Source organism: Pseudomonas sp. PSPC2-3 (genome assembly GCF_049898265.1).
Taxonomy (GTDB): Bacteria; Pseudomonadota; Gammaproteobacteria; order Pseudomonadales; family Pseudomonadaceae; genus Aquipseudomonas; species Aquipseudomonas veronii.
Map to the genome: position 1 here is coordinate 96,691 of NZ_JAFCXJ010000010.1, position 18,542 is coordinate 115,232.

General features: G+C 63.4%; 18 protein-coding genes. 8 read left to right on the forward strand and 10 right to left on the reverse strand.

Annotated features, from left to right (window positions below; genetic code table 11):
• Positions 1 to 42 precede the first annotated feature (42 nt).
• Complete coding sequence (gene pyrF / locus ACP7E3_RS22960; protein WP_017846795.1) at positions 43 to 741, reverse strand: orotidine-5'-phosphate decarboxylase; 699 nt, start codon at positions 739 to 741, stop codon at positions 43 to 45.
• Between the two features lie 259 nt (positions 742 to 1,000).
• Here pyrF and ACP7E3_RS22965 point away from each other — a divergent pair, with 259 nt between their 5' ends.
• Together ACP7E3_RS22965 and ACP7E3_RS22970 are read left to right on the forward strand one after the other, a co-directional pair.
• Positions 1,001 to 1,762, forward strand: coding sequence for a response regulator (locus tag ACP7E3_RS22965; protein WP_046385333.1), 762 nt, complete (start codon positions 1,001 to 1,003; stop codon positions 1,760 to 1,762).
• Entirely contained in the window at positions 1,762 to 2,796 is a 1,035-nt protein-coding gene (locus tag ACP7E3_RS22970) for a sensor histidine kinase (RefSeq protein ID WP_046384182.1), read from the forward strand. The genes ACP7E3_RS22965 and ACP7E3_RS22970 overlap by 1 nt, the downstream gene beginning before the upstream one ends.
• A gap of 43 nt (positions 2,797 to 2,839) precedes the next feature.
• Here the strand turns inward: ACP7E3_RS22970 and ACP7E3_RS22975 are convergent, their stop codons facing one another.
• From ACP7E3_RS22975 to ACP7E3_RS23015, 9 genes are all read right to left on the reverse strand, one after another.
• Positions 2,840 to 3,901: an AI-2E family transporter gene (locus tag ACP7E3_RS22975; protein WP_046384183.1), complete on the reverse strand. Its 1,062-nt coding sequence runs from the start codon at positions 3,899 to 3,901 to the stop codon at positions 2,840 to 2,842.
• Positions 3,902 to 3,973: 72 nt separating this feature from the next.
• Positions 3,974 to 4,792, reverse strand: a complete 819-nt coding sequence (locus ACP7E3_RS22980) for a DUF4892 domain-containing protein (RefSeq protein ID WP_057003699.1) — start codon at positions 4,790 to 4,792, stop codon at positions 3,974 to 3,976.
• Positions 4,793 to 4,906: 114 nt separating this feature from the next.
• Positions 4,907 to 5,761: an alpha/beta hydrolase gene (locus tag ACP7E3_RS22985; RefSeq protein ID WP_057003700.1), complete on the reverse strand. Its 855-nt coding sequence runs from the start codon at positions 5,759 to 5,761 to the stop codon at positions 4,907 to 4,909.
• Positions 5,758 to 6,561, reverse strand: a complete 804-nt coding sequence (locus tag ACP7E3_RS22990) for an alpha/beta fold hydrolase (protein WP_017846789.1) — start codon at positions 6,559 to 6,561, stop codon at positions 5,758 to 5,760. Before ACP7E3_RS22990 ends, ACP7E3_RS22985 begins: the two co-directional genes overlap by 4 nt.
• Positions 6,562 to 6,658: 97 nt before the next feature.
• A complete protein-coding gene (locus ACP7E3_RS22995; RefSeq protein ID WP_017846788.1) occupies positions 6,659 to 7,102 on the reverse strand; it encodes a hotdog fold thioesterase in 444 nt (147 codons plus the stop codon).
• Positions 7,103 to 7,132: 30 nt separating this feature from the next.
• Entirely contained in the window at positions 7,133 to 8,788 is a 1,656-nt protein-coding gene (locus tag ACP7E3_RS23000) for an AMP-binding protein (protein ID WP_177030007.1), read from the reverse strand.
• 85 nt (positions 8,789 to 8,873) lie between these two features.
• On the reverse strand, positions 8,874 to 9,323 hold the full coding sequence (sixA, locus tag ACP7E3_RS23005; protein WP_426124481.1) for a phosphohistidine phosphatase SixA: 450 nt from the start codon (positions 9,321 to 9,323) through the stop codon (positions 8,874 to 8,876).
• A complete protein-coding gene (locus ACP7E3_RS23010; protein ID WP_017846785.1) occupies positions 9,320 to 9,667 on the reverse strand; it encodes a DUF4389 domain-containing protein in 348 nt (115 codons plus the stop codon). Before ACP7E3_RS23010 ends, sixA begins: the two co-directional genes overlap by 4 nt.
• 10 nt (positions 9,668 to 9,677) lie before the next feature.
• Positions 9,678 to 10,703, reverse strand: coding sequence for an NAD(P)H-dependent glycerol-3-phosphate dehydrogenase (locus ACP7E3_RS23015; protein WP_017846784.1), 1,026 nt, complete (start codon positions 10,701 to 10,703; stop codon positions 9,678 to 9,680).
• Positions 10,704 to 10,898: 195 nt separating this feature from the next.
• On the opposite strand from ACP7E3_RS23015, the gene ACP7E3_RS23020 reads away from it, so the two are divergent.
• The 6 genes from ACP7E3_RS23020 (at position 10,899) to ACP7E3_RS23045 (ending at position 18,486) form a co-directional block, all read left to right on the forward strand.
• Positions 10,899 to 13,019, forward strand: coding sequence for a TonB-dependent receptor plug domain-containing protein (locus ACP7E3_RS23020; RefSeq protein ID WP_353847389.1), 2,121 nt, complete (start codon positions 10,899 to 10,901; stop codon positions 13,017 to 13,019).
• A gap of 1 nt (position 13,020) precedes the next feature.
• Positions 13,021 to 13,950 carry an ABC transporter substrate-binding protein gene (locus tag ACP7E3_RS23025; protein WP_288080467.1) on the forward strand — a complete coding sequence of 310 codons (930 nt, stop codon included), beginning with the start codon at positions 13,021 to 13,023 and terminating at the stop codon, positions 13,948 to 13,950.
• Complete coding sequence (locus ACP7E3_RS23030; RefSeq protein WP_057003703.1) at positions 13,947 to 15,848, forward strand: ATP-binding protein; 1,902 nt, start codon at positions 13,947 to 13,949, stop codon at positions 15,846 to 15,848. Before ACP7E3_RS23025 ends, ACP7E3_RS23030 begins: the two co-directional genes overlap by 4 nt.
• A 249-nt stretch (positions 15,849 to 16,097) precedes the next feature.
• Positions 16,098 to 16,613: a 3-hydroxyacyl-[acyl-carrier-protein] dehydratase FabA gene (fabA, locus tag ACP7E3_RS23035; RefSeq protein WP_003190035.1), complete on the forward strand. Its 516-nt coding sequence runs from the start codon at positions 16,098 to 16,100 to the stop codon at positions 16,611 to 16,613.
• Between the two features lie 11 nt (positions 16,614 to 16,624).
• Entirely contained in the window at positions 16,625 to 17,845 is a 1,221-nt protein-coding gene (gene fabB / locus ACP7E3_RS23040; RefSeq protein WP_017846780.1) for a beta-ketoacyl-ACP synthase I, read from the forward strand.
• A 224-nt stretch (positions 17,846 to 18,069) separates the two neighbouring features.
• On the forward strand, positions 18,070 to 18,486 hold the full coding sequence (locus ACP7E3_RS23045) for an OsmC family protein (protein WP_046384191.1): 417 nt from the start codon (positions 18,070 to 18,072) through the stop codon (positions 18,484 to 18,486).
• Positions 18,487 to 18,542: the final 56 nt, after the last annotated feature.

The following is an 18,542-nucleotide window of genomic DNA, read 5'->3' on the forward strand; positions in this document are numbered from 1 at the left end:
GAGGGGGCTTGCCCCCTTCCCACATGGTTGATCGGTGATCGATCAGGCGATCTCGGCGACCACTGCCGCCAATGCCTTGGCCGGGTCCGCCGCCTGGCTGATCGGGCGGCCGATCACCAGGTAGTCCGAGCCGGCGTCCAGGGCCTGACGCGGCGTGAGGATACGGCGCTGGTCATCCTGGGCGCTGCCCGCCGGGCGAATCCCCGGGGTGACCAATTGCAGCGACGGGTGGGCGGTCTTGAGCGCCCGGGCTTCCAGCGCCGAACAGACCAGGCCATCGAGGCCGGCTTTTTGCGCCAGGGCCGCCAGGCGCAGCACTTGCTCCTGAGGTTCGATATCCAGGCCGATCGCGGCCAGGTCTTCGCGCTCCATGCTGGTCAGCACGGTCACACCGATCAGCAAGGGTTTAGGGCCGCTGCGCTGTTCCAACACTTCACGGCAGGCGGCCATCATGCGCAGGCCGCCGGAGCAGTGTACATTGACCATCCACACGCCCATTTCGGCGGCAGCCTTGACCGCCATCGCGGTGGTGTTGGGGATGTCGTGGAATTTCAGGTCGAGGAACACCTCGAAACCTTTGTCACGCAGCGTGCCGACGATGTCCGCGGCGCAACTGGTGAACAGTTCCTTGCCGACCTTGACCCGACACAGCTTCGGGTCCAACTGGTCAGCCAGCTTCAGTGCGGCGTCACGGGTGGGGTAATCCAGGGCGACGATGATAGGAGTCTGGCAGACGGACATTGGAATGGGCTCTCAGGCAAGTCGAAATCGGCGCGGATTGTAGCGCAAGCGACGCCGTTGCGGGATCCGATGATCGGTAAATACTGACCAAGCGCACTCAGGCGGACCTTTCGGCCATTTGTATCAAAGCAGATACATTCACGACATGCCCTCAACACGCCCTACCGCTAGCCTCGCCCGCACGACCCACCGACCAGCACTACCAGCCATGGGGCTGGGCGCCTATGCTGACCGCTACCACCAGGCAGATGATCGCACTATGCATACTTCCGTCCCGCTGAACGACGAGCAAAAAAACGCGGTGAGCGCCGATGAAAAGCGCTGGAACACCCGCGCGCTGATTGTCGACGACGATGTGCCGATCCGCGAACTGCTGATCGACTACCTGGCGCGCTTCAATATTCTCGCCACCGGCGTCACCGACGGCACCGCGATGCGCGTGGCGATGCAAGCCGAAACCTTTGATGTGGTGGTGCTCGACCTGATGCTGCCGGGCGAAGACGGCCTGTCACTGTGCCGCTGGCTGCGCGCCGAGTCGGATATTCCGATCCTGATGCTCACCGCCCGCTGCGAACCCACCGACCGCATCATCGGCCTGGAACTGGGCGCCGACGACTATATGTCCAAGCCGTTCGAGCCGCGTGAATTGGTGGCGCGCATCCAGACCATCCTGCGCCGGGTGCGCGACGACCGCACCGAGCAGCGCGCCAATATCCGCTTCGATAACTGGCGGCTCAACAGCGTGTTGCGCCAATTGGTGGCCGACGATGGCCTGGTGGTGCCGCTGTCCAACGCCGAGTTCCGCCTGCTGTGGGTGTTTATCGAGCGGCCGCGCCGGGTGTTGAGCCGCGAACAGTTGCTGGATGCGGCCCGCGGTCGTTCCATCGAGGCCTTCGATCGCAGCATTGACCTGCTGGTCTCGCGCCTGCGCCAGAAGCTGGGCGATGACCCCAAAGCACCGCAGTTGATCAAGACCGTGCGCGGTGAAGGCTATCTGTTCGACGCACGGGATATCGGCTGATGCGCAACGCCCTCAACACGCTGTTCGGCCGGTTGTTCGGTGTGTTGCTGTTGGCGATTGTACTGGCCCATGCGTTGGCATTTTTCTGGTTCCACCACTATGACCCGCCTCCGCCACCGCGCAAGGACACCTTCGTCGAGCAACCGGACGGCACGATGAGGCCGCTGCCTAAACGCCCTCGCCCATGGTTTGGCGGCCCGGTGGTGCCGCTGACGTTTCAGTTTTTCTCGTTGATCATCGCCGCCTGGTATGGCGCCAAATTGTTGAGCCGGCCGATCCAGCGCCTGAGTGAGGCCGCCGAGCGCTTGAGCCTGGACCTCGACAGCCCGCCTCTCGACGAATCGGGCCCCCGGGAAGCCCAGCAGGCCGCGTCAACCTTCAACCTGATGCAAAAACGTATTCGCGAACAAGTCGGTCAGCGCGCGCGCATGCTCGGCGCGGTCTCCCATGACCTGCGCACCCCGCTGTCGCGCCTCAAGCTGCGCCTGGAGCAGATCGAAGACGCCAAGCTGCAAGGCCAGATGCGCCAGGACCTGAACGACATGATCGGCATGCTCGACGCCACCTTGAGCTACCTGCACGAACAACGCACCAGCGAAAGCCGGCACTGGCTGGATGTGCAGGCGCTGGTGGAGTCGATCAGTGAGAACGCCCAGGACCAAGGTTCCAATGTGCAATGTGCCGGCACCTGTGCGCCTTTGCAGGTGCAGCCGATGGCGTTGCGTTCATGCCTCAACAACCTGATCGACAACGCCTTGCGCTACGCCGGCAGCGCGCGCGTGGAACTGGAGGACAGCCGCGAGGCCCTGACCATCCGCGTGATTGACCACGGCCCCGGGATTGCCGCCGACAAGCGCGAGGCGGTGTTCGAACCGTTCTATCGGCTGGAAGGCTCGCGCAACCGCAACTCCGGCGGCGTGGGCCTGGGCATGACCATCGCCAAGGACGCGGTGGAACGCCTGGGCGGGCGGTTGAGCCTGGAGGAAACCCCGGGCGGCGGGTTGACCGCCGTGATGTGGTTGCCCCGCGCCTGACGGCCAACGCCCGCCAGCCCCCCCATAAATCTTGGTCAATCAGCTACAGCGGTTCGTCTTCGCGGCGGCTCTGGGCCTGGGTCGCGCTCCAATCCATCAGCAGGCTGTACGCCACGGCGAGCAAGGTCGGGCCGATAAACAGGCCGATGAAGCCAAACGCGATCAGGCCGCCGAATACCCCGAGCAACACGATCACCAGCGGCAGGTTGCCGCCACGGCTGATCAGGTACGGCTTGAGCACGTTGTCCACGCCGCTGATGATGAACGTGCCCCACACGCCGAGGAACACTGCGTAGGTGTAATCGCCCTTCCACGCCAGCCAGGCCGTGGCCGGAATCCACACCAGCGGCGGCCCCATGGGGATCAGGCTGAGCAGGAACGTGACGATACCCAGCACCAGCGCGCCCGGCACCCCGGCGATCAGGAAGCCGATCAGCGCGAGCACGGCCTGAGCGGCGGCCGTACCGATCACGCCATTGACCACGCGTTGCACGGTGCCGGCCACCAGTTCGATGTAGTAACCGGCGCGTTCGCCGATCAAGCGCTCCAGCAGGCGGTGGACGAACATCGCCAGGCGCGGCCCGTCACGGTAGAAAAAGAACACGAACACCAGGCTGAGGGTCAGCTCCAGGATGCCGCCGCCGATCTGCGCGCTGCGCGCCAGCAGCCAGTTGCCCACCTGCCCCAGGTACGGCTTGAGGCTGACCATCAGCGCCGCGCCCTGCTGGTCGATGCTGTCCCACATCGCCACCAGCCGTTCTCCGACAAAGGGAATCGACCCCAACCAAGCCGGCGCCGCCGGCAAACCGTCGACCTGAATATCCTTGATCAACGTCACCGCGTCGCGCACATGGTCCGCAAGGTTGAACCCCAGCCATACCAGCGGCACCGCCACCAGCAGCATCCAGCCCAAGGTCAGGATGCCAGCGGCCAGGGATTCGCGGCCGCCCAGCCAGCGGGTCAGCAACACCATCAGCGGCCAACTGGCAAACGCCAGCACCGCCCCCCAGAACAGCGCCGACCAGAACGGCGCCATCACCCAGAAGCTGGCACCGAACAGCACCAGCAGCAGGATTTGCACCAGCAGGCGATCGTTATTGAGCATGGAGTTTCTCTAGGAAAAGGCTGAAGGCAGTCAGTTTAGGCGAACGGCGCGGGTCCGTTCGCCCTGTTTCGGTCAGCGTATCAGATGCAGGTGCAGGCCTTTGGCTGGCTCGGTACCGGTTTCCAGGCGTGCGGCCCGCACGCCCTTGTCAATCAGGGCCTGGCGCCAAGCTTCGGCATGGGGGCCGGTCAAACTGACACGCAGGGTGGTGTCGAGGTTCAAACCGCGGGAAATCAGGGTCAACCAGGTGGCATCGGGGTCTGCACCCAAAGCCGGGAAATCCAGCTCACCGGTGCTTTTGAGTTCGCGCAACAGCGTGGCGGAGGTCGGCAGCAGTTCCCCGAGCGGGGCGTCGGCATCGATCTGTTCGACATGCAGGTAAGCCCGGCGATTGCCGCGGGTGATGCCGTACAACGCCACCAGGGAATTGTCCTGCGGGGCGGCCAGACGCAACAGCAGGTATTCCTGCTGGCCATCGGCGCCGACCAACTTGGCATTACCGAACACTTCATTGGCCCACAGGCTGCTTTCACCGCAGTCACGGGCCTGGCACCAGAACAACAGCTGCGCGCCCTGCTGCTGCAGCGCTTCGCGCGTGGCGGTGAACGCAGCGCTGGAGGTGTGCTCGGCGGGCAGTTCATAGGTGATGGCGGTGGCCTGGCCGCGCGCGGTGGCCTGGGCTTCGTAACGCAACTGGCCGCTGATCTTGCGGATCGCGCCCATGGGGTAGATGCGCTCTTTTTCTTCGGCGGGACGATAATCGACGATTTGCGCGTCGACCTGACGGGCCACGGCGGGCAAGTCCTGGCTACCCGGCACATCGGCGGCGAACACCAACGGGCTGAACACACACAGCCCGAGGGCACGGATACAGCCTTTACGCACGCTCATCGGATAGTTGAGCCCTGGCCATCGGAGGTCGCAGCAGTTTCAAGATCGGTGTTGAGATCATTCATGGTTGACTCCCTTTCAATCCGCCCAGCCTCGGCAGTTGACCGCGCCAAGTCAAGGTGCAGAGAAGAACCGATTGAAACAGTCTGCAACAAGGACCGCGCCCGCCTCGTCATTCAAGTGCAAATGATGGCCACCGGGCAGGGTCGTCACGGTAAACGGTAGCTGGGAAAGCAATTCGGGATGTCTCGCCAGCATGCCGTCAGCGGCGACCACCAGTTGAGTAGGGCAACCTACGCGGCGCACGAAAGCCATGGCTTGCTCGTCGGTCAGACGCATCGGCGATGCCAGGGTCAAGCGGCTGTCCGTTCGCCAGGTGTAACCGCCCGGCACCGGCATCAAACCGCGCTGGGCCAGCAGTTCAGCGGCTTCGCGGCTGACGGCCACCAGCCCTTTCATCCGCGCTTCGACGGCGCGATCAAGGTTGCTGTAGACCGGCTTGCGCTTGCCCTGCAGGTTCAATTGCGCCTGCAACGCCATGCCCAGGCGTTCGGCGGCGTTCTCGCCGGAGGCGGTCGGCGGGATCACACCGTCGATCAAACCCAGGTGCGTCACCCGCTCCGGCAAGGCACCGGCCAATACCAGGGAGACGATGGCGCCGAGGGAATGGCCAAGTAATGCAAAACGTTTCCAGCCCAGTTGTTCGGCGACCTGCAGCACATCGTGGACGTAATCCCACAAGGCATAACCGGCCCCCGTCGGACGATGCGCCGAATGCCCGTGGCCGGCCATGTCGAGGGCGACGATACGCATGCCCTGCAGTTTCGGCGCCAACCGCGCGAAGCTGTTGGCGTTGTCCAGCCAGCCATGCAAGGCGATCACCGGCAGACCGTCTTCGGGACCGAACAGATGCGCGGCCAATTCGATATGCGGCAGGCTCAGGCGCACTTCTTCGACCGGCGTACTCATGCGCAACTGCGCTCGCGGGCTTCCCAACGGGCGAACAGCTGCTTGAGCAAGGTCGCGGTGTCCTGGGGGCGTTCGAGGGGGAACATATGGCCGCCGGGCATGGTGAGCATTTCTCCCATGGGCAGGCGCCCGACGCCGCTGGCGTGGTGGCGCATCACCACCCGGCTCTGGCGCCCGCGCACCACCGCCAGCGGCACTTTCAACTGGCGCACCTGGCCCGGGCTGGTGTGGGGCACGCCCCGGTAGATACTGATTTCAGTGGCCGGATCGAAACGCAGGCGCAGGCGATCGCCGACCTGATACAGGCCATGTTGCAGGTAAGCGTCGAAGCATTCCGGGTCGAAGCCGCGAAACAGGGTCTTGCCGGCGAAGTAACTGCGCGCGGCGTCCAGGTCGGCGAATTCTTCACGGCGGCCCAGGGTGCGCCCGGCCGGGGTGAGGCGGTCGATAAAACCAAAGCGCTTGGCGGCGCGGATCACCCAGCGGTCGGCACGGGTCAGCACCGGCGAGTCGAGCATCACCACGCCGCGATACAACTGCGGGCAGCGCATGGCCGCGTGCAAATGCAACACGCCGCCCAGGGAATGGCCCACGCCCCACACCGGCTCGGGCTGCTGTTGCAGATGGTGGATCAGTTCGTCCACCAGGTTCTGCCAGTTGTCGTCCACCGGAAACCGTGGATCGTGGCCGTGCTGCGGCAGGTGCGCGACGGTATATTCCGGGGCCAGGCCGGCAAACAACTTGCCGTAGGTAGCCGAAGGGAAGCCATTGGCGTGGGCAAAAAACACGTGCTGCGACATACCGGTTCCATCTATAAAAACAGACATTGATTGTCACCACGCCCGACCGTTACGGCAATGACCGTAACCGCCAGGAATGATGACACTCACGCCACGCCTATCGCGCCGGCGGGTTCTCGCCCAGGGGCACTACGGCCATGGTCAGGCGCGAGACGCAGCTGGACTTGCCATCATCGTTGGTCAGGCGGATGTCCCACACCTGGGTGGTGCGGCCGATATGAATCGCCCTCGCCACCGCCGTCACCCGCCCGCTGCGCACCCCGCGCAGGTGGTTGGCATTGACCTCGAGGCCGACGCAATAGAACTTGCTCGCATCGATGCACAGGTAGGCCGCCATGGAGCCGACGCTTTCGGCCAGCACGACCGACGCGCCGCCGTGCAGCAGGCCGTAGGGTTGATGGGTACGCTGATCGACCACCATGCTGGCGGTCAGGGATTCTTCGTCGAAACTTTCGAAGCGAATGTCCAGCACTTCACCGATGGTGTTTTTCTGCAGAGCGTTGAGTTGTTCGATATTGGGTTGGGTGCGCCACAGGCTCATACCGTTGTCCCTATTGGTTATATGATGGCCCTAATCCTGCCACAGAATGACTTCGGTGCGCTCGCTCCACACCTGAAACTGTGGGCCGTAGGTCGATTCGATGACATTGCGCCTGATCTTCAAGGTCGGTGTCAGGAAGCCGTTTTCCACCGCCCAACTGTCTTTCACCACCACCAATTGACGCAGGCGCTCATGCTTGTCCAACGCCGCGTTGACCTGCTCCAGCCAGCGTTCAAGGCTGCCGTGCAAGGCCTGGCGCGCATCCGCCGGGCCCGCCGCCGACAGCACGCACAGGCCCATCGGCGCAGGCAGGCCGTCGCCGACCACACACACCTGTTCGATCCGTGCATGTTCGGCCAGGCGGTTTTCGATTGGCGCCGGGGCCACGTACTTGCCCTTGCTGGTCTTGAAGATTTCCTTGAGGCGCCCGGTCAGGCGCAGACGGCCCTCGGCGTCCTGCTCGCCCTTGTCGCCGGTGCGCAGGAAGCCGTCCGGGGTGAGGGTTTCGGCGGTTTTTTCCGGGTCCTTGAAGTAACCGAGCATGGTCGCGCCACTGCGCACCTGCACTTCGCCGAGCGGGTCGATACGCACTTCAACGCCCGGGCATGGCAGGCCGATCCAGCCGATTGTCTGCTGGCCGGGGCGACACACATGGGAATAGCCGCAACTCTCGGTCATGCCGTACACCTCCAGCACATCCAGGCCCAGGCGCTGATACCAGCGCAACAAGGCTTCGGGCACCGGCGCCGCGCCGGACAGCGCAATGCGTAACGCGTCCAGGCCCAGGCCGGCCAGCACCTTGCGGCCCACGCGTTTGCCGATGAAGGGCAGCCGCAACAGGCGCTCCAGGCGCGTCGCCGGGATCTTGCCGTAGACGCCCATCTGGAATTTGGTCCAGATACGCGGCACCCCGAACAGCGCCGTCGGCCGTGCCCGACGCAGGTCCCTCAAAAAAGTCTCAAGGCTTTCGGCGAAATACACGGTTTGCCCGGTATAGATCGCCGCCAATTCCACAAACATCCGCTCCGCCACATGGCACAAGGGCAGGTACGACAGCAGCCGGTCACCCTCCCCCAGGCCGAACAATTCGGTGCCACCGGTGGCGGCAAAGCCCAGGGCGCCGAAGCTGTGCATCACGCCCTTGGGCAGGCCGGTGGTGCCGGAGGTGTAGATGATGGTGGCCAGATCCGACGCGGCAGGTAGCGGCTGATCCTGGATCGGTGAACAGGCTTGCAGCTCGGCCCAGCTGAAATCCAAGTCGCCCGCCGGACACAGCGGCAGGCCGATGGTGGGCACGTCGGCCGGAACCCCGGGCGCCATGGCGGGCCAGTCATCGAGCTTGCCGATGAACACCAGCGCCGCCTCGGAGTGCTTCAGCACATGGGCGACGGAATCGGCGGTGAGGTTGGGATAGAGCGGCACCGAGACATGCCCGGCCATCCAGATGGCCAGGTCGGCGATGATCCAGTGCGCGCAATTTTTCGAGATCAGGGCTACGTGCGAACCCTGGGGCAGTTCCCTCGCACGCAGCCAATGCGCGGCGCAGCGGGCCTGGTGGCCGACCTCGGCCCAAGTGAGGGTCTGTACCTCGTCGCCGCCGACGGGCTGCACCAGGAAGGGTTTGCGCGGATGCCGCGCTTCACGTTCGAAGAAGACCTGCAACGGCAAACGAAAAGCGACGGGCATGGGACGCGCTCCTTTGTGGTCCGATGATAGCCAACCAAGCACTTGCTCGGCTGACTATATAGCACACACAAAGCAGTGAAAGCGCCTACGGATGTTTCACACTGACCAGGCTCATCAGCCCCGCCAGCGGGCATTCCCCCTCCAACTCCGCCAGGCTGGCGGTGTACATCGGCAGCGATTGACGCTGATGACCATGCTGCAAAAAGCTGATCAGGCTGCCGACCAGCGGCTGATGGCTGACCAGCAGCACATTCTCATCCGTGTCGAGCTTTTCCAGCACCTGCTGCGGATTGCCGTCCGGTGTCAGCCAGGGCACGGTGCGGATGTCCGGCACGAAGCCCAGCGCTTCACGCACCAACTGCGCGGTCTGCTGCGCCCGTACATACGGGCTGGCAATGATCGCGCTGATGGGCTGGCCGATCAGGTGCGCCGCGCTGCGCAAGACTTCGGCGCGGCCATGCTCGGTCAGCTCGCGCTCGGCATCGGTGCGGGCATGCGCTTGGGCCTCACCGTGCCGCAAAATCCACAGTTTCACAGTTTTGGCTCTTCATCGCGCACCGGGTGCGGTGCTGGCGGCACGCTGTGGGCGGCTTCGCCTTCCGGCGCACGCGGCGTCGGCCAGTCGGCGAATGGCCAGGGCTTTTGCTCGGTGTGGAAACTGCCGAAGCGGCCGATCTGCGCGAGGAACTGGCTCAGGCTGTCGCCAAAATTCATCAGGCCCAGGTTCGGCGCGCCGTAGACCAGCCGGTAAATCAGTTGCACCACCACCAACGCACCGAGCAGGAATTGCGCCACTTGCCACACCAGGGCAAACACCAGCATCCACAAGATGCGCAGGGCGATGGACTCGTACTTGGGAGCTGCTTTCGGATCGTTCATGACGCGTTCCTCAGTTGAAACCACTGGTGGAAATAAAGTCGACATCGGTTTTCGGCTCGGCGCGCATCAGCAATTCGATGACCTGATTCAGGGTGCGCCCTTCAAACAGGATCGCGTGCAACCCGGCGACCAGCGGCATGTACACGCCGGCCTCCTGGGCCTTGGCCTTGAGCACCTTGAGGGTATTGACCCCTTCGGCCACTTCGCCCAGGCGCGCCACGGCGTCCTCCAGGCTCAGGCCCTGGCCGAGGGCGAAACCGACCTGATAGTTACGGCTTTTCGGCGACGAGCAGGTGACGATCAGGTCGCCCACGCCCGCCAGGCCCAGGAACGTCATCGGGTTGGCGCCCTGGCTCACCGCGAAGCGGGTCATTTCCGCCAGCGCGCGGGTGATCAGCATGCTCTTGGTGTTCTCGCCCATGCCCAGCGCCACCGCCATCCCGGCAATGATCGCGTAGACGTTTTTCAGCGCACCGCCCAGCTCGACGCCGAAACGATCGCCACTGGCGTACACGCGGAAGGTGCGCCCATGCAGCACGGCCTGGACCCGCTCACACAGTGCTTCATCTTCACTGGCGATCACGGTGGCGGTCAGCGCATGTTCGGCCACTTCCCGCGCCAGGTTCGGCCCGGACAGCACGCCGATGCGCGCCTGCGGGGCGATCTCTTCGAGGATTTCGCTCATCAGCTTGAAGGTGTGCGCCTCGATGCCCTTGGTCAAACTGACCAGCAGCTTGCCCGCCAGGCGTTCGGCGTGAGGCGCGAGTACCGAACGCAACGCACTCGAAGGCAGCGCGACGAAACACAGCTCGCAGGCCTCCAGGGTCGCCTGCAAGTCGGTGACCGGCTCGACCGCCGGATGAATCTTGATGCCTTTAAGGTAACGAGGGTTTTCTCGATGGACGCGAATGGCCTCGGCCTGTTCGGGATCGCGCATCCACTGGCGCACCGCATGACCGTTCTCAGCCAGCAGGTTAGCCACGGCGGTACCAAAACTTCCGCCTCCCAGGACCGCAATAGGGCGCTGTTCAGTCATATGCAATCCGTTAATCCATACCAGTGGCGATGGCCGCATTATACGGAGCCCCCCGCTTGCGGCCAGCCCCCGTATCAATTCACACGCCTGTCGGAAAATGCCATAGCGACGCGGGGTAATTGCAAAGGCGACGACTGGCAAATGGCCCGGCCTCGGTTAACATGGTCGGCTATCCGTAATTATCAAGGCCGTGCCGTGTATTTGGGCCCTCCTCCCCGTTCATCGTTGTGGTTGATGCTGTTGTGCAGCGGCGCGGTGTTCGCCGACGACCTGTTCCTCGACAACCAACCGCTGCCACAGGTGCTGACTGCCACTCGCCTCAAACAATCGGCCGCCGCCGTGCCCGGCAGCATGACCGTGATCGACAGCGAACTGATCAAGGCCAGCGGCGCGCGGGACATCGCTGAGTTGCTGCGGCTGGTGCCGGGCATGATGGTCGGCTACACCAGCGGCAACCAGGCGGCGGTGAACTACCACGGCACCAATGCCAGCGATGCGCGACGCATGCAGGTCTTGATCGACGGCCGCTCGGTGTACCGCGCAGGCCTGGCCACGGTGGACTGGAGCGATATTCCGGTGGCCATGGAAGACATCGAGCGCATCGAAGTGTTCCGCGGGCCCAACACCGTCAGCTACGGCGCCAATGCGTTGATGGCTGTGGTGAATATCCTCACGCGCTCACCGGCCGACAGCCACGGTTCAAGGGTAAAAGTGGTACGCGGCGAACGCGGGATCAACGACTTCTATGCCAGCCAGGGCGTAGGCTGGGAAACCGGCGACCTGCGCCTGTCGATGTCCGGGCAGCAGGACGATGGCTTTGACAGCAACGCGGTGGGCGCCGACCGTCGTGACGGCCGGCGTCTCAACCGCTTCAGCCTGGCGGTGAGCCAGACGCTGAACACGCAACAGAGCATCGACTGGCAACTGAATGCCAAGGAAGGGACCAACCAGCGTCCTTATACCTACACGCCGGTATTCGCCGGGATTACCGAGGGCGGCAACAATTCCGACGTTACCGCCAAGGACTATGCCGGCTCCCTGCGCTGGAATTTCGATTTCAATCCCGAACACAGCCTGTATATCCAGGGCTCGGCCCAACAATGGGACCGCCGGCAGATCTGGAAAGCCTGTGACGCCAAGGTGTCGTTCAGCCCGGAATTGACCCGGCTGTGGCAGCTCAACCCCAATTATGCCGAGCGATTGGCCCGGCATATGGACGCTTACACCCCAGACAAACCGCCGCCAGGCAGTAGCGCCGAGCAGGCGCTAGCCGAGCAAGTGCTGAAGCAATGGGGTGATGGCGGTAAAGACCCGGTATGCGGCGACATCGACCAAAGCACCCGCGAAAGCCGCTACGACCTGGAGATCCAGGACACCCTGAGCCTGTCCGACAGCCTGCGCCTGGTCAGCGGTATGAACTATCGCTATGACCGCGCCGACTCCGACACCTATTTCAACGGCACTCTGGATGACACCACCTGGCGCCTGTTCGGCCAGCTTGAATGGCGCGCCAGCGAGCACTGGTTGCTGCAGGGCGGCGCCATGTACGAAGACACCCACCTGAGCGGCAACTCGCTGACGCCGCGGGTGGCGGTCAACTACCTGATCAACCCGCGCCACGGCCTGCGCGCGGTGTACTCCGAGGCGATCCGTTCGCCGGACATGTTCGAGAACAACGTCAACTGGAGCTATCGCGTCACCAACCTCGACTCGCCGGCCTACGGGCAGAATTCCGGGCAGTACTTCGTGGTCACGCGCGGTCCGGGCAACCTCGACAAAGAACTGATGAAATCCCGTGAATTGGGCTATAACGGCTTTTTTGCCGACATCGGGCTGAACATGGACGTGAAACTGTTCTACGACGAAATCACCGACATGATCAGTTCGCCGCTGCGCAACAATCAGTACATTGCCAGCAACGCCAACAGCTCGCGCTTTACCGGCGCAGAATCCCAATTCGACTGGCGCATGAGCAACGCCGACCGCCTGCGGCTGACCTACGCTTACGTCGACGCAAGCACCAGCAACCCGCTGGACAAGGCGCAAACCGCACGCAACAGCGGTTCGGCCGGCTGGTTGCGCGAATGGGGGCAAGGCTGGTCCAGCGCCCTGTTCTACTATGGCGACGACGCCCTTAACCGCTATCGCTTCGAACGGGTCGACCTGCGGGTCGCCAAGCGCATGGCCCTGGGCAACGCCAACGTGGAACTGGCCGGCATGTTGCAACAACGCCTGGACAACCAGCCCACCACCTGGGCCGACAACAACTACGACCATCGCCAAGTGCTCTACTTCAGCGCGGAGTTAGAGTTCTGACATGGGCGCTCAGTCACGGATGACCCTCCTCTCTCTCCCCAGACGCTGGCAACGCGGCCTGCTGCTGCTGTGCCTGCTGCTCAGCGTACCGGCCTGGAGCGCCGATATCCTGCTGACCGCCGCCGAAGACGGCGCCGGGGTGCAGGCCTTCGTCCAGGCGCTCACCCAGCAGCGCCCCGACGACCGTGTGACCTTCACCCCCCTCGCCAACCTGCCCGTGCCCAGCCGCTTACCGGCCAATACGCGCCTGATCCTGTTGGACCTGCCCAGCCTCGACTGGCGCCTGCAGGACGCCCAGGGGCCGTCGACCCTGGTGTTGCGCATCAGCCGCCTGCAGGCCCACCAGCGCCTGGGCCAGGGCGTGCCGGGCAAAATCAGCCTGCTGTGGAGTGACCCGCCGCTGGAGCGCCAGCTGCGGCTGATCGCCACAATCCTGCCCCAGGCCCGCCGCATCGGCGTGCTTTACGGCGCCGACAGTGAATTCCTGCTCCGCGAGTTGCGCCAGTACGCCGCGCCGATGGGCCTGGAGATCGTGCCCCAGCGCTGGGACGACATTAACGACAGTCGCCCGCTGCAGCATTTGTTCAGAAACAGCGATGTGCTGCTCGGCCTTGACGACCCGCAGTTATACAACCCGAAAACCGCGAAGAACCTGCTGCTGAGCAGTTATGCCCGGCAACTGCCGCTGGTGGGGCCCAATGCCGGCTTCGTCAAGGCCGGCAGCCTGGCCAGTACTTACAGCGACCAGACCGACTGGCTGGCCGTGCTCGACCGCCTGCTCGATCACCCGCCGGCCGGCTGGCCGCGCGCCGTGTACCCGGAGCGTTTCAAAGTCGTGGGCAACCCGCAAGTCGCACGCTCACTGGGCATCGAACAGGTCGACGAAGCCAACGTCGCCGCCCGCCTGGCCGAAGGAGAACAACGCCCATGACCTTACGTCGTCGTTGGGACATCAACACCCGCACCCAGCTCATCACCCTGGGGCCGGCGCTGTTGCTGACGTTGCTGTTGATCAGCTTCTTCACCTTCGTGCGGATCCAGGACCTGCGCCAGGAACTCGACCACACCGGCCAGTTGATCGCCAACCAATTGGCCCCGGCCACCGAATACGGGGTGATCTCCGGCAACAACGACGTGCTCGACAGCCTGCTGCGCGCGACGCTGGCCACGCCCCATGTGCGCTTCCTGGAGATCCAGGACAGCGCCGAGAACATCCTGGTGTACGTCGAGCAACCTTCGGAAAACCACGACCGCTCGCTGTCGGTCAAAGTGTTCCAGGCCCCGATCCGCCTGCAACACATCCAATTGGGCAATGACTTTTTCCAGGACAACCTCAACGAACCCAAGGCGCCGCGTGCCGACTACCTGGGCCGGGTGATCGTCGGCATGTCCAACGATGCCTTCAGCCAGCGCCAACAGGAGATTCTGTTCAAGGCCGGTGTGCTCGCGCTGTTCGCCCTGCTGTTCACCTTCCTGCTCGCGCGGCGCCTGGCCGCCAGCCTGTCGCAGCCGATCAGCGCGATGGGCAATGCAGTCAAGGCGATCCAGCAAGGCGACTACAAGACCCCGCTGCCGATTGTCGATGACTCCGAACTGGGCGACCTCTCGCGGCACATCAACAACCTTGCCGAAGGCCTCAACCAGGCCAGCCGCGAACAGCAGCAGGCCATGGCGCAACTGATCCAGACCCGCGAGGAAGCCGAACGGGCGAACAACGCCAAGTCGGACTTCCTGGCGATGATGAGCCACGAGCTGCGCACGCCGATGAACGGCGTGCTGGGCATGCTGCAGTTGCTGGAAACCACCGAGATGACCGAAGAGCAGACCGAATATGCGGCGCTGGCCTCTGAGTCCACGGAACATTTGCTCAAGGTCATCAATGACATCCTCGACTTCTCGCGCATCGAACGCGCGGCCCTGGAGCTGGAACACATTCCGTTCAACCTCGCAGACCTGATCAACAGCTGCGCCCAGGCCTTCCAGCACAGCGCCCAGCAGCGCGGGCTGAGCCTCGAACTGCCGATCCCGCCGGGCTTGGACACGTTGCGCGTGCAGGGCGACCCGACGCGTATCCGCCAGATTCTGGTGAACCTGATCGGCAACGCGCTCAAGTTCACCGAGCACGGCAGCGTCAGCGTCGAGCCCCATTGGCAACCCCTCGACCATGAACTGGTGTGGTTCACCTGCACCGTGCGCGACAGCGGCATTGGCATTTCCGCCGAGCGCCTGGAACTGATGTTCGATGCGTTCCAGCAGGCCGACAGTTCCATTTCAAGACGTTACGGCGGCACCGGCCTGGGCCTGCCCATCGCCCGCACCCTGGCCGAACGCATGGGCGGCACCCTGCGCGCGCAAAGCGAAGAAGGTCGCGGTTCGGTGTTCACCCTGGAAATCCCGCTGGCCATCGACCAGCACAGCGTGCCGGCCATCGCCGCCAACGCCGAAGGCAAAGCCAGCGCGGGCGACGGCCGCCATGTGCTGCTGGTGGAAGACAACCCGGTCAACCGCACCGTGGTCGAAGCCATGCTGCGCAGCCTGGGCTTTGAAGTCAGCCTGGCCACCGACGGCGCCGAAGCGATCCGCAGCGCCGAGAGCCTGATTTTCACCGCGATCCTGATGGATTGCCGGCTACCGCTGATCGACGGCTACGAAGCCACCCGCCAGATTCGCCAACTGCCGGGCTGCGCCGAGCTGCCGATCATCGCCCTCACCGCCAACGCCTTGCAGGGCGATCGTGAACTCTGCCTGGCCGCCGGAATGAACGATTACCTGGCCAAGCCGTTCAAACGCACGGATTTGCAGCAAATCCTGCAGCGTTGGGTGCAATAGCGCCGCGCCATCAGCCAACTGCGACTGGCGTGAAAGACGAAAGTGCGGCAGTCTTAGGCACCCGAACGGACCGATAAACAGGCCCGGTTTAAAATTTCAGTGAACAAGTGTACATTCAGTGCCTTGACGCTGTGACTTTCACTACAACGCAATAGTCTATGTGTAGGCTGCCGATGTGAGGCATGAACGCTTCAGTCGGTTCGGGAAGATTTGCCCTACCCTGCCGCATGGGATTATTGAGGAGCTCGCATGACCAAACAAAACGCCTTTACTCGGGAAGACCTGCTGCGCTGCAGTCGCGGTGAGCTGTTCGGCCCAGGTAACGCGCAACTGCCCGCCCCGAACATGCTGATGGTGGATCGCATCACCCATATCAGTGAAGAGGGTGGCAAGTACGGCAAAGGTGAATTGGTCGCCGAGCTGGATATCACCCCGGACCTGTGGTTCTTCGCCTGCCATTTCGAAGGTGACCCTGTCATGCCGGGCTGCCTGGGCCTCGACGCCATGTGGCAACTGGTCGGTTTCTACCTCGGCTGGCAAGGCTTGCCGGGCCGCGGTCGCGCCCTGGGTTCGGGCGAAGTGAAGTTCTTTGGCCAGGTTCTGCCGAGCGCCAAGAAAGTCACCTACAACATTCAAATCAAGCGCGTCCTCAAGGGCAAGCTGAACCTGGCGATCGCCGACGGTTCGGTGACTGTCGACGGTCGCGAGATCTATACTGCCGAAGGCCTTCGGGTCGGCGTATTCACTTCCACTGACAACTTTTAAGGGTTATCCGCATGCGCCGCGTCGTTATCACTGGTCTGGGCATCGTTTCTTGCCTGGGCAATGACAAAGAGACCGTCACCGCTAACCTGCGTGCAAGTCGCCCTGGCATCCGCTTCAACCCGGAATATGCCGAAATGGGTCTGCGTAGCCAGGTTTCCGGCTCCATCGACCTGCCCCTCGAAGAGTTGATCGATCGCAAGATCTACCGCTTCGTCGGCCACGCTGCCGCCTACGCCTACCTGGCCATGAAGGACGCCATCGCCGATTCCGGCCTGAGCCACGATCAGGTCTCGAACGTGCGTACCGGCCTGATCGCCGGCTCCGGCGGCGCGTCCACCCTGAACCAGATGGAAGCGCTGGACATCCTGCGCGAGAAAGGCGTGAAGCGCGTTGGCCCGTACCGTGTCACGCGGACCATGGGCAGCACCGTTTCCGCCTGCCTGGCCACGCCGTTCCAGATCAAGGGCGTGAACTACTCGATCTCCTCCGCTTGCGCCACCAGTGCTCACTGCATCGGTAACGCGGTTGAGCAGATCCAGCTGGGCAAGCAGGACATCGTGTTCGCCGGCGGCGGCGAAGAAGAACATTGGAGCCAATCGTTCCTGTTCGACGCCATGGGCGCGCTGTCCACCCAGTACAACGACACCCCGGAAAAGGCCTCCCGCGCCTACGACGCCAAGCGTGACGGTTTCGTCATCGCCGGCGGCGGCGGCATGGTGGTGGTCGAGGAGCTGGAACACGCTCTGGCCCGTGGCGCGAAGATCTACGCGGAAATCGTCGGCTACGGCGCCACTTCCGACGGCTACGACATGGTTGCGCCAAGCGGTGAAGGCGCCATCCGCTGCATGCAGATGGCCATGTCAACCGTGGATACCCCGATCGACTACCTGAACACCCACGGCACCTCGACTCCGGTCGGCGACGCCAAGGAAATGGAAGGCGTGCGCGCGGTATTCGGCGACAAGGCACCGGCCATCAGCTCCACCAAGAGCCTGTCGGGTCACTCCCTGGGCGCCGCCGGCGTTCACGAAACGATCTACTGCCTGCTGATGATGGAAGGCAACTTCATGGCTGGCTCGGCCAACATCGAAGAGATGGACCCGGTCGTGGCCGATATGCCGATCCTGACCAAGACCGTCGAAAACGTAAAAGTCGACACCGTGATGAGCAACAGCTTCGGCTTCGGTGGCACTAACGCCACCCTGGTGCTGAAACGCTGGCAGGGCAAGTAAGCCCCGCAGCTTGATCAGATGAAAACGCCCCGACTGGTTCGGGGCGTTTTTTTTTGCGCTTGAATTCGGGGTCGCCTCGCCTGTACGCGGGTGTTGCTCCGCTGCCTCGAACTGATGCGGGGAATCCTGCCGCCCCGCCATCTGGAAAAAATCCTGGAACACTTGAGTGCCAGCATGTTCTATAACAGCATGACTTTCTTCCTGCCACGCTTGAGAGGTTCGCCATGCCTGTTACCGTCAACACCCTGAATGCCGACAACTTCCGCCACAGCCTTAACATCGATAACCACGAGTTGTTCACCGATCTGCCCAAAAGCCTGGGCGGTGACGACACCGCGCCCTCGCCCCACGACTATTTCGACGCAGCCCTGGCGTCGTGCAAGGCCCTGACCCTGAAGCTGTATGCGCAGAGAAAGGGCATCCCGCTGACCGGCGTAACCGTGGAAATCACCCACGACGACAGCGAAGAGCAAAAGGGCAAGTACCACCTCAACGTCAAGCTGACGCTCAAGGGCGTGCTCACCGATCAGCAACGCGACGAACTGCACCGCATCGCCGACCGCTGCCCGATACACAAGCTGATGACCACCGCCGAGGTGAGTATCGAGACGAAATTGTCGGAAGGTGCCTTCAGCCAATAGCGGCAACCTCCGGTCGAGCGGGTTATGCTCAGGGCTATCCAACCCGCTCCGACAGG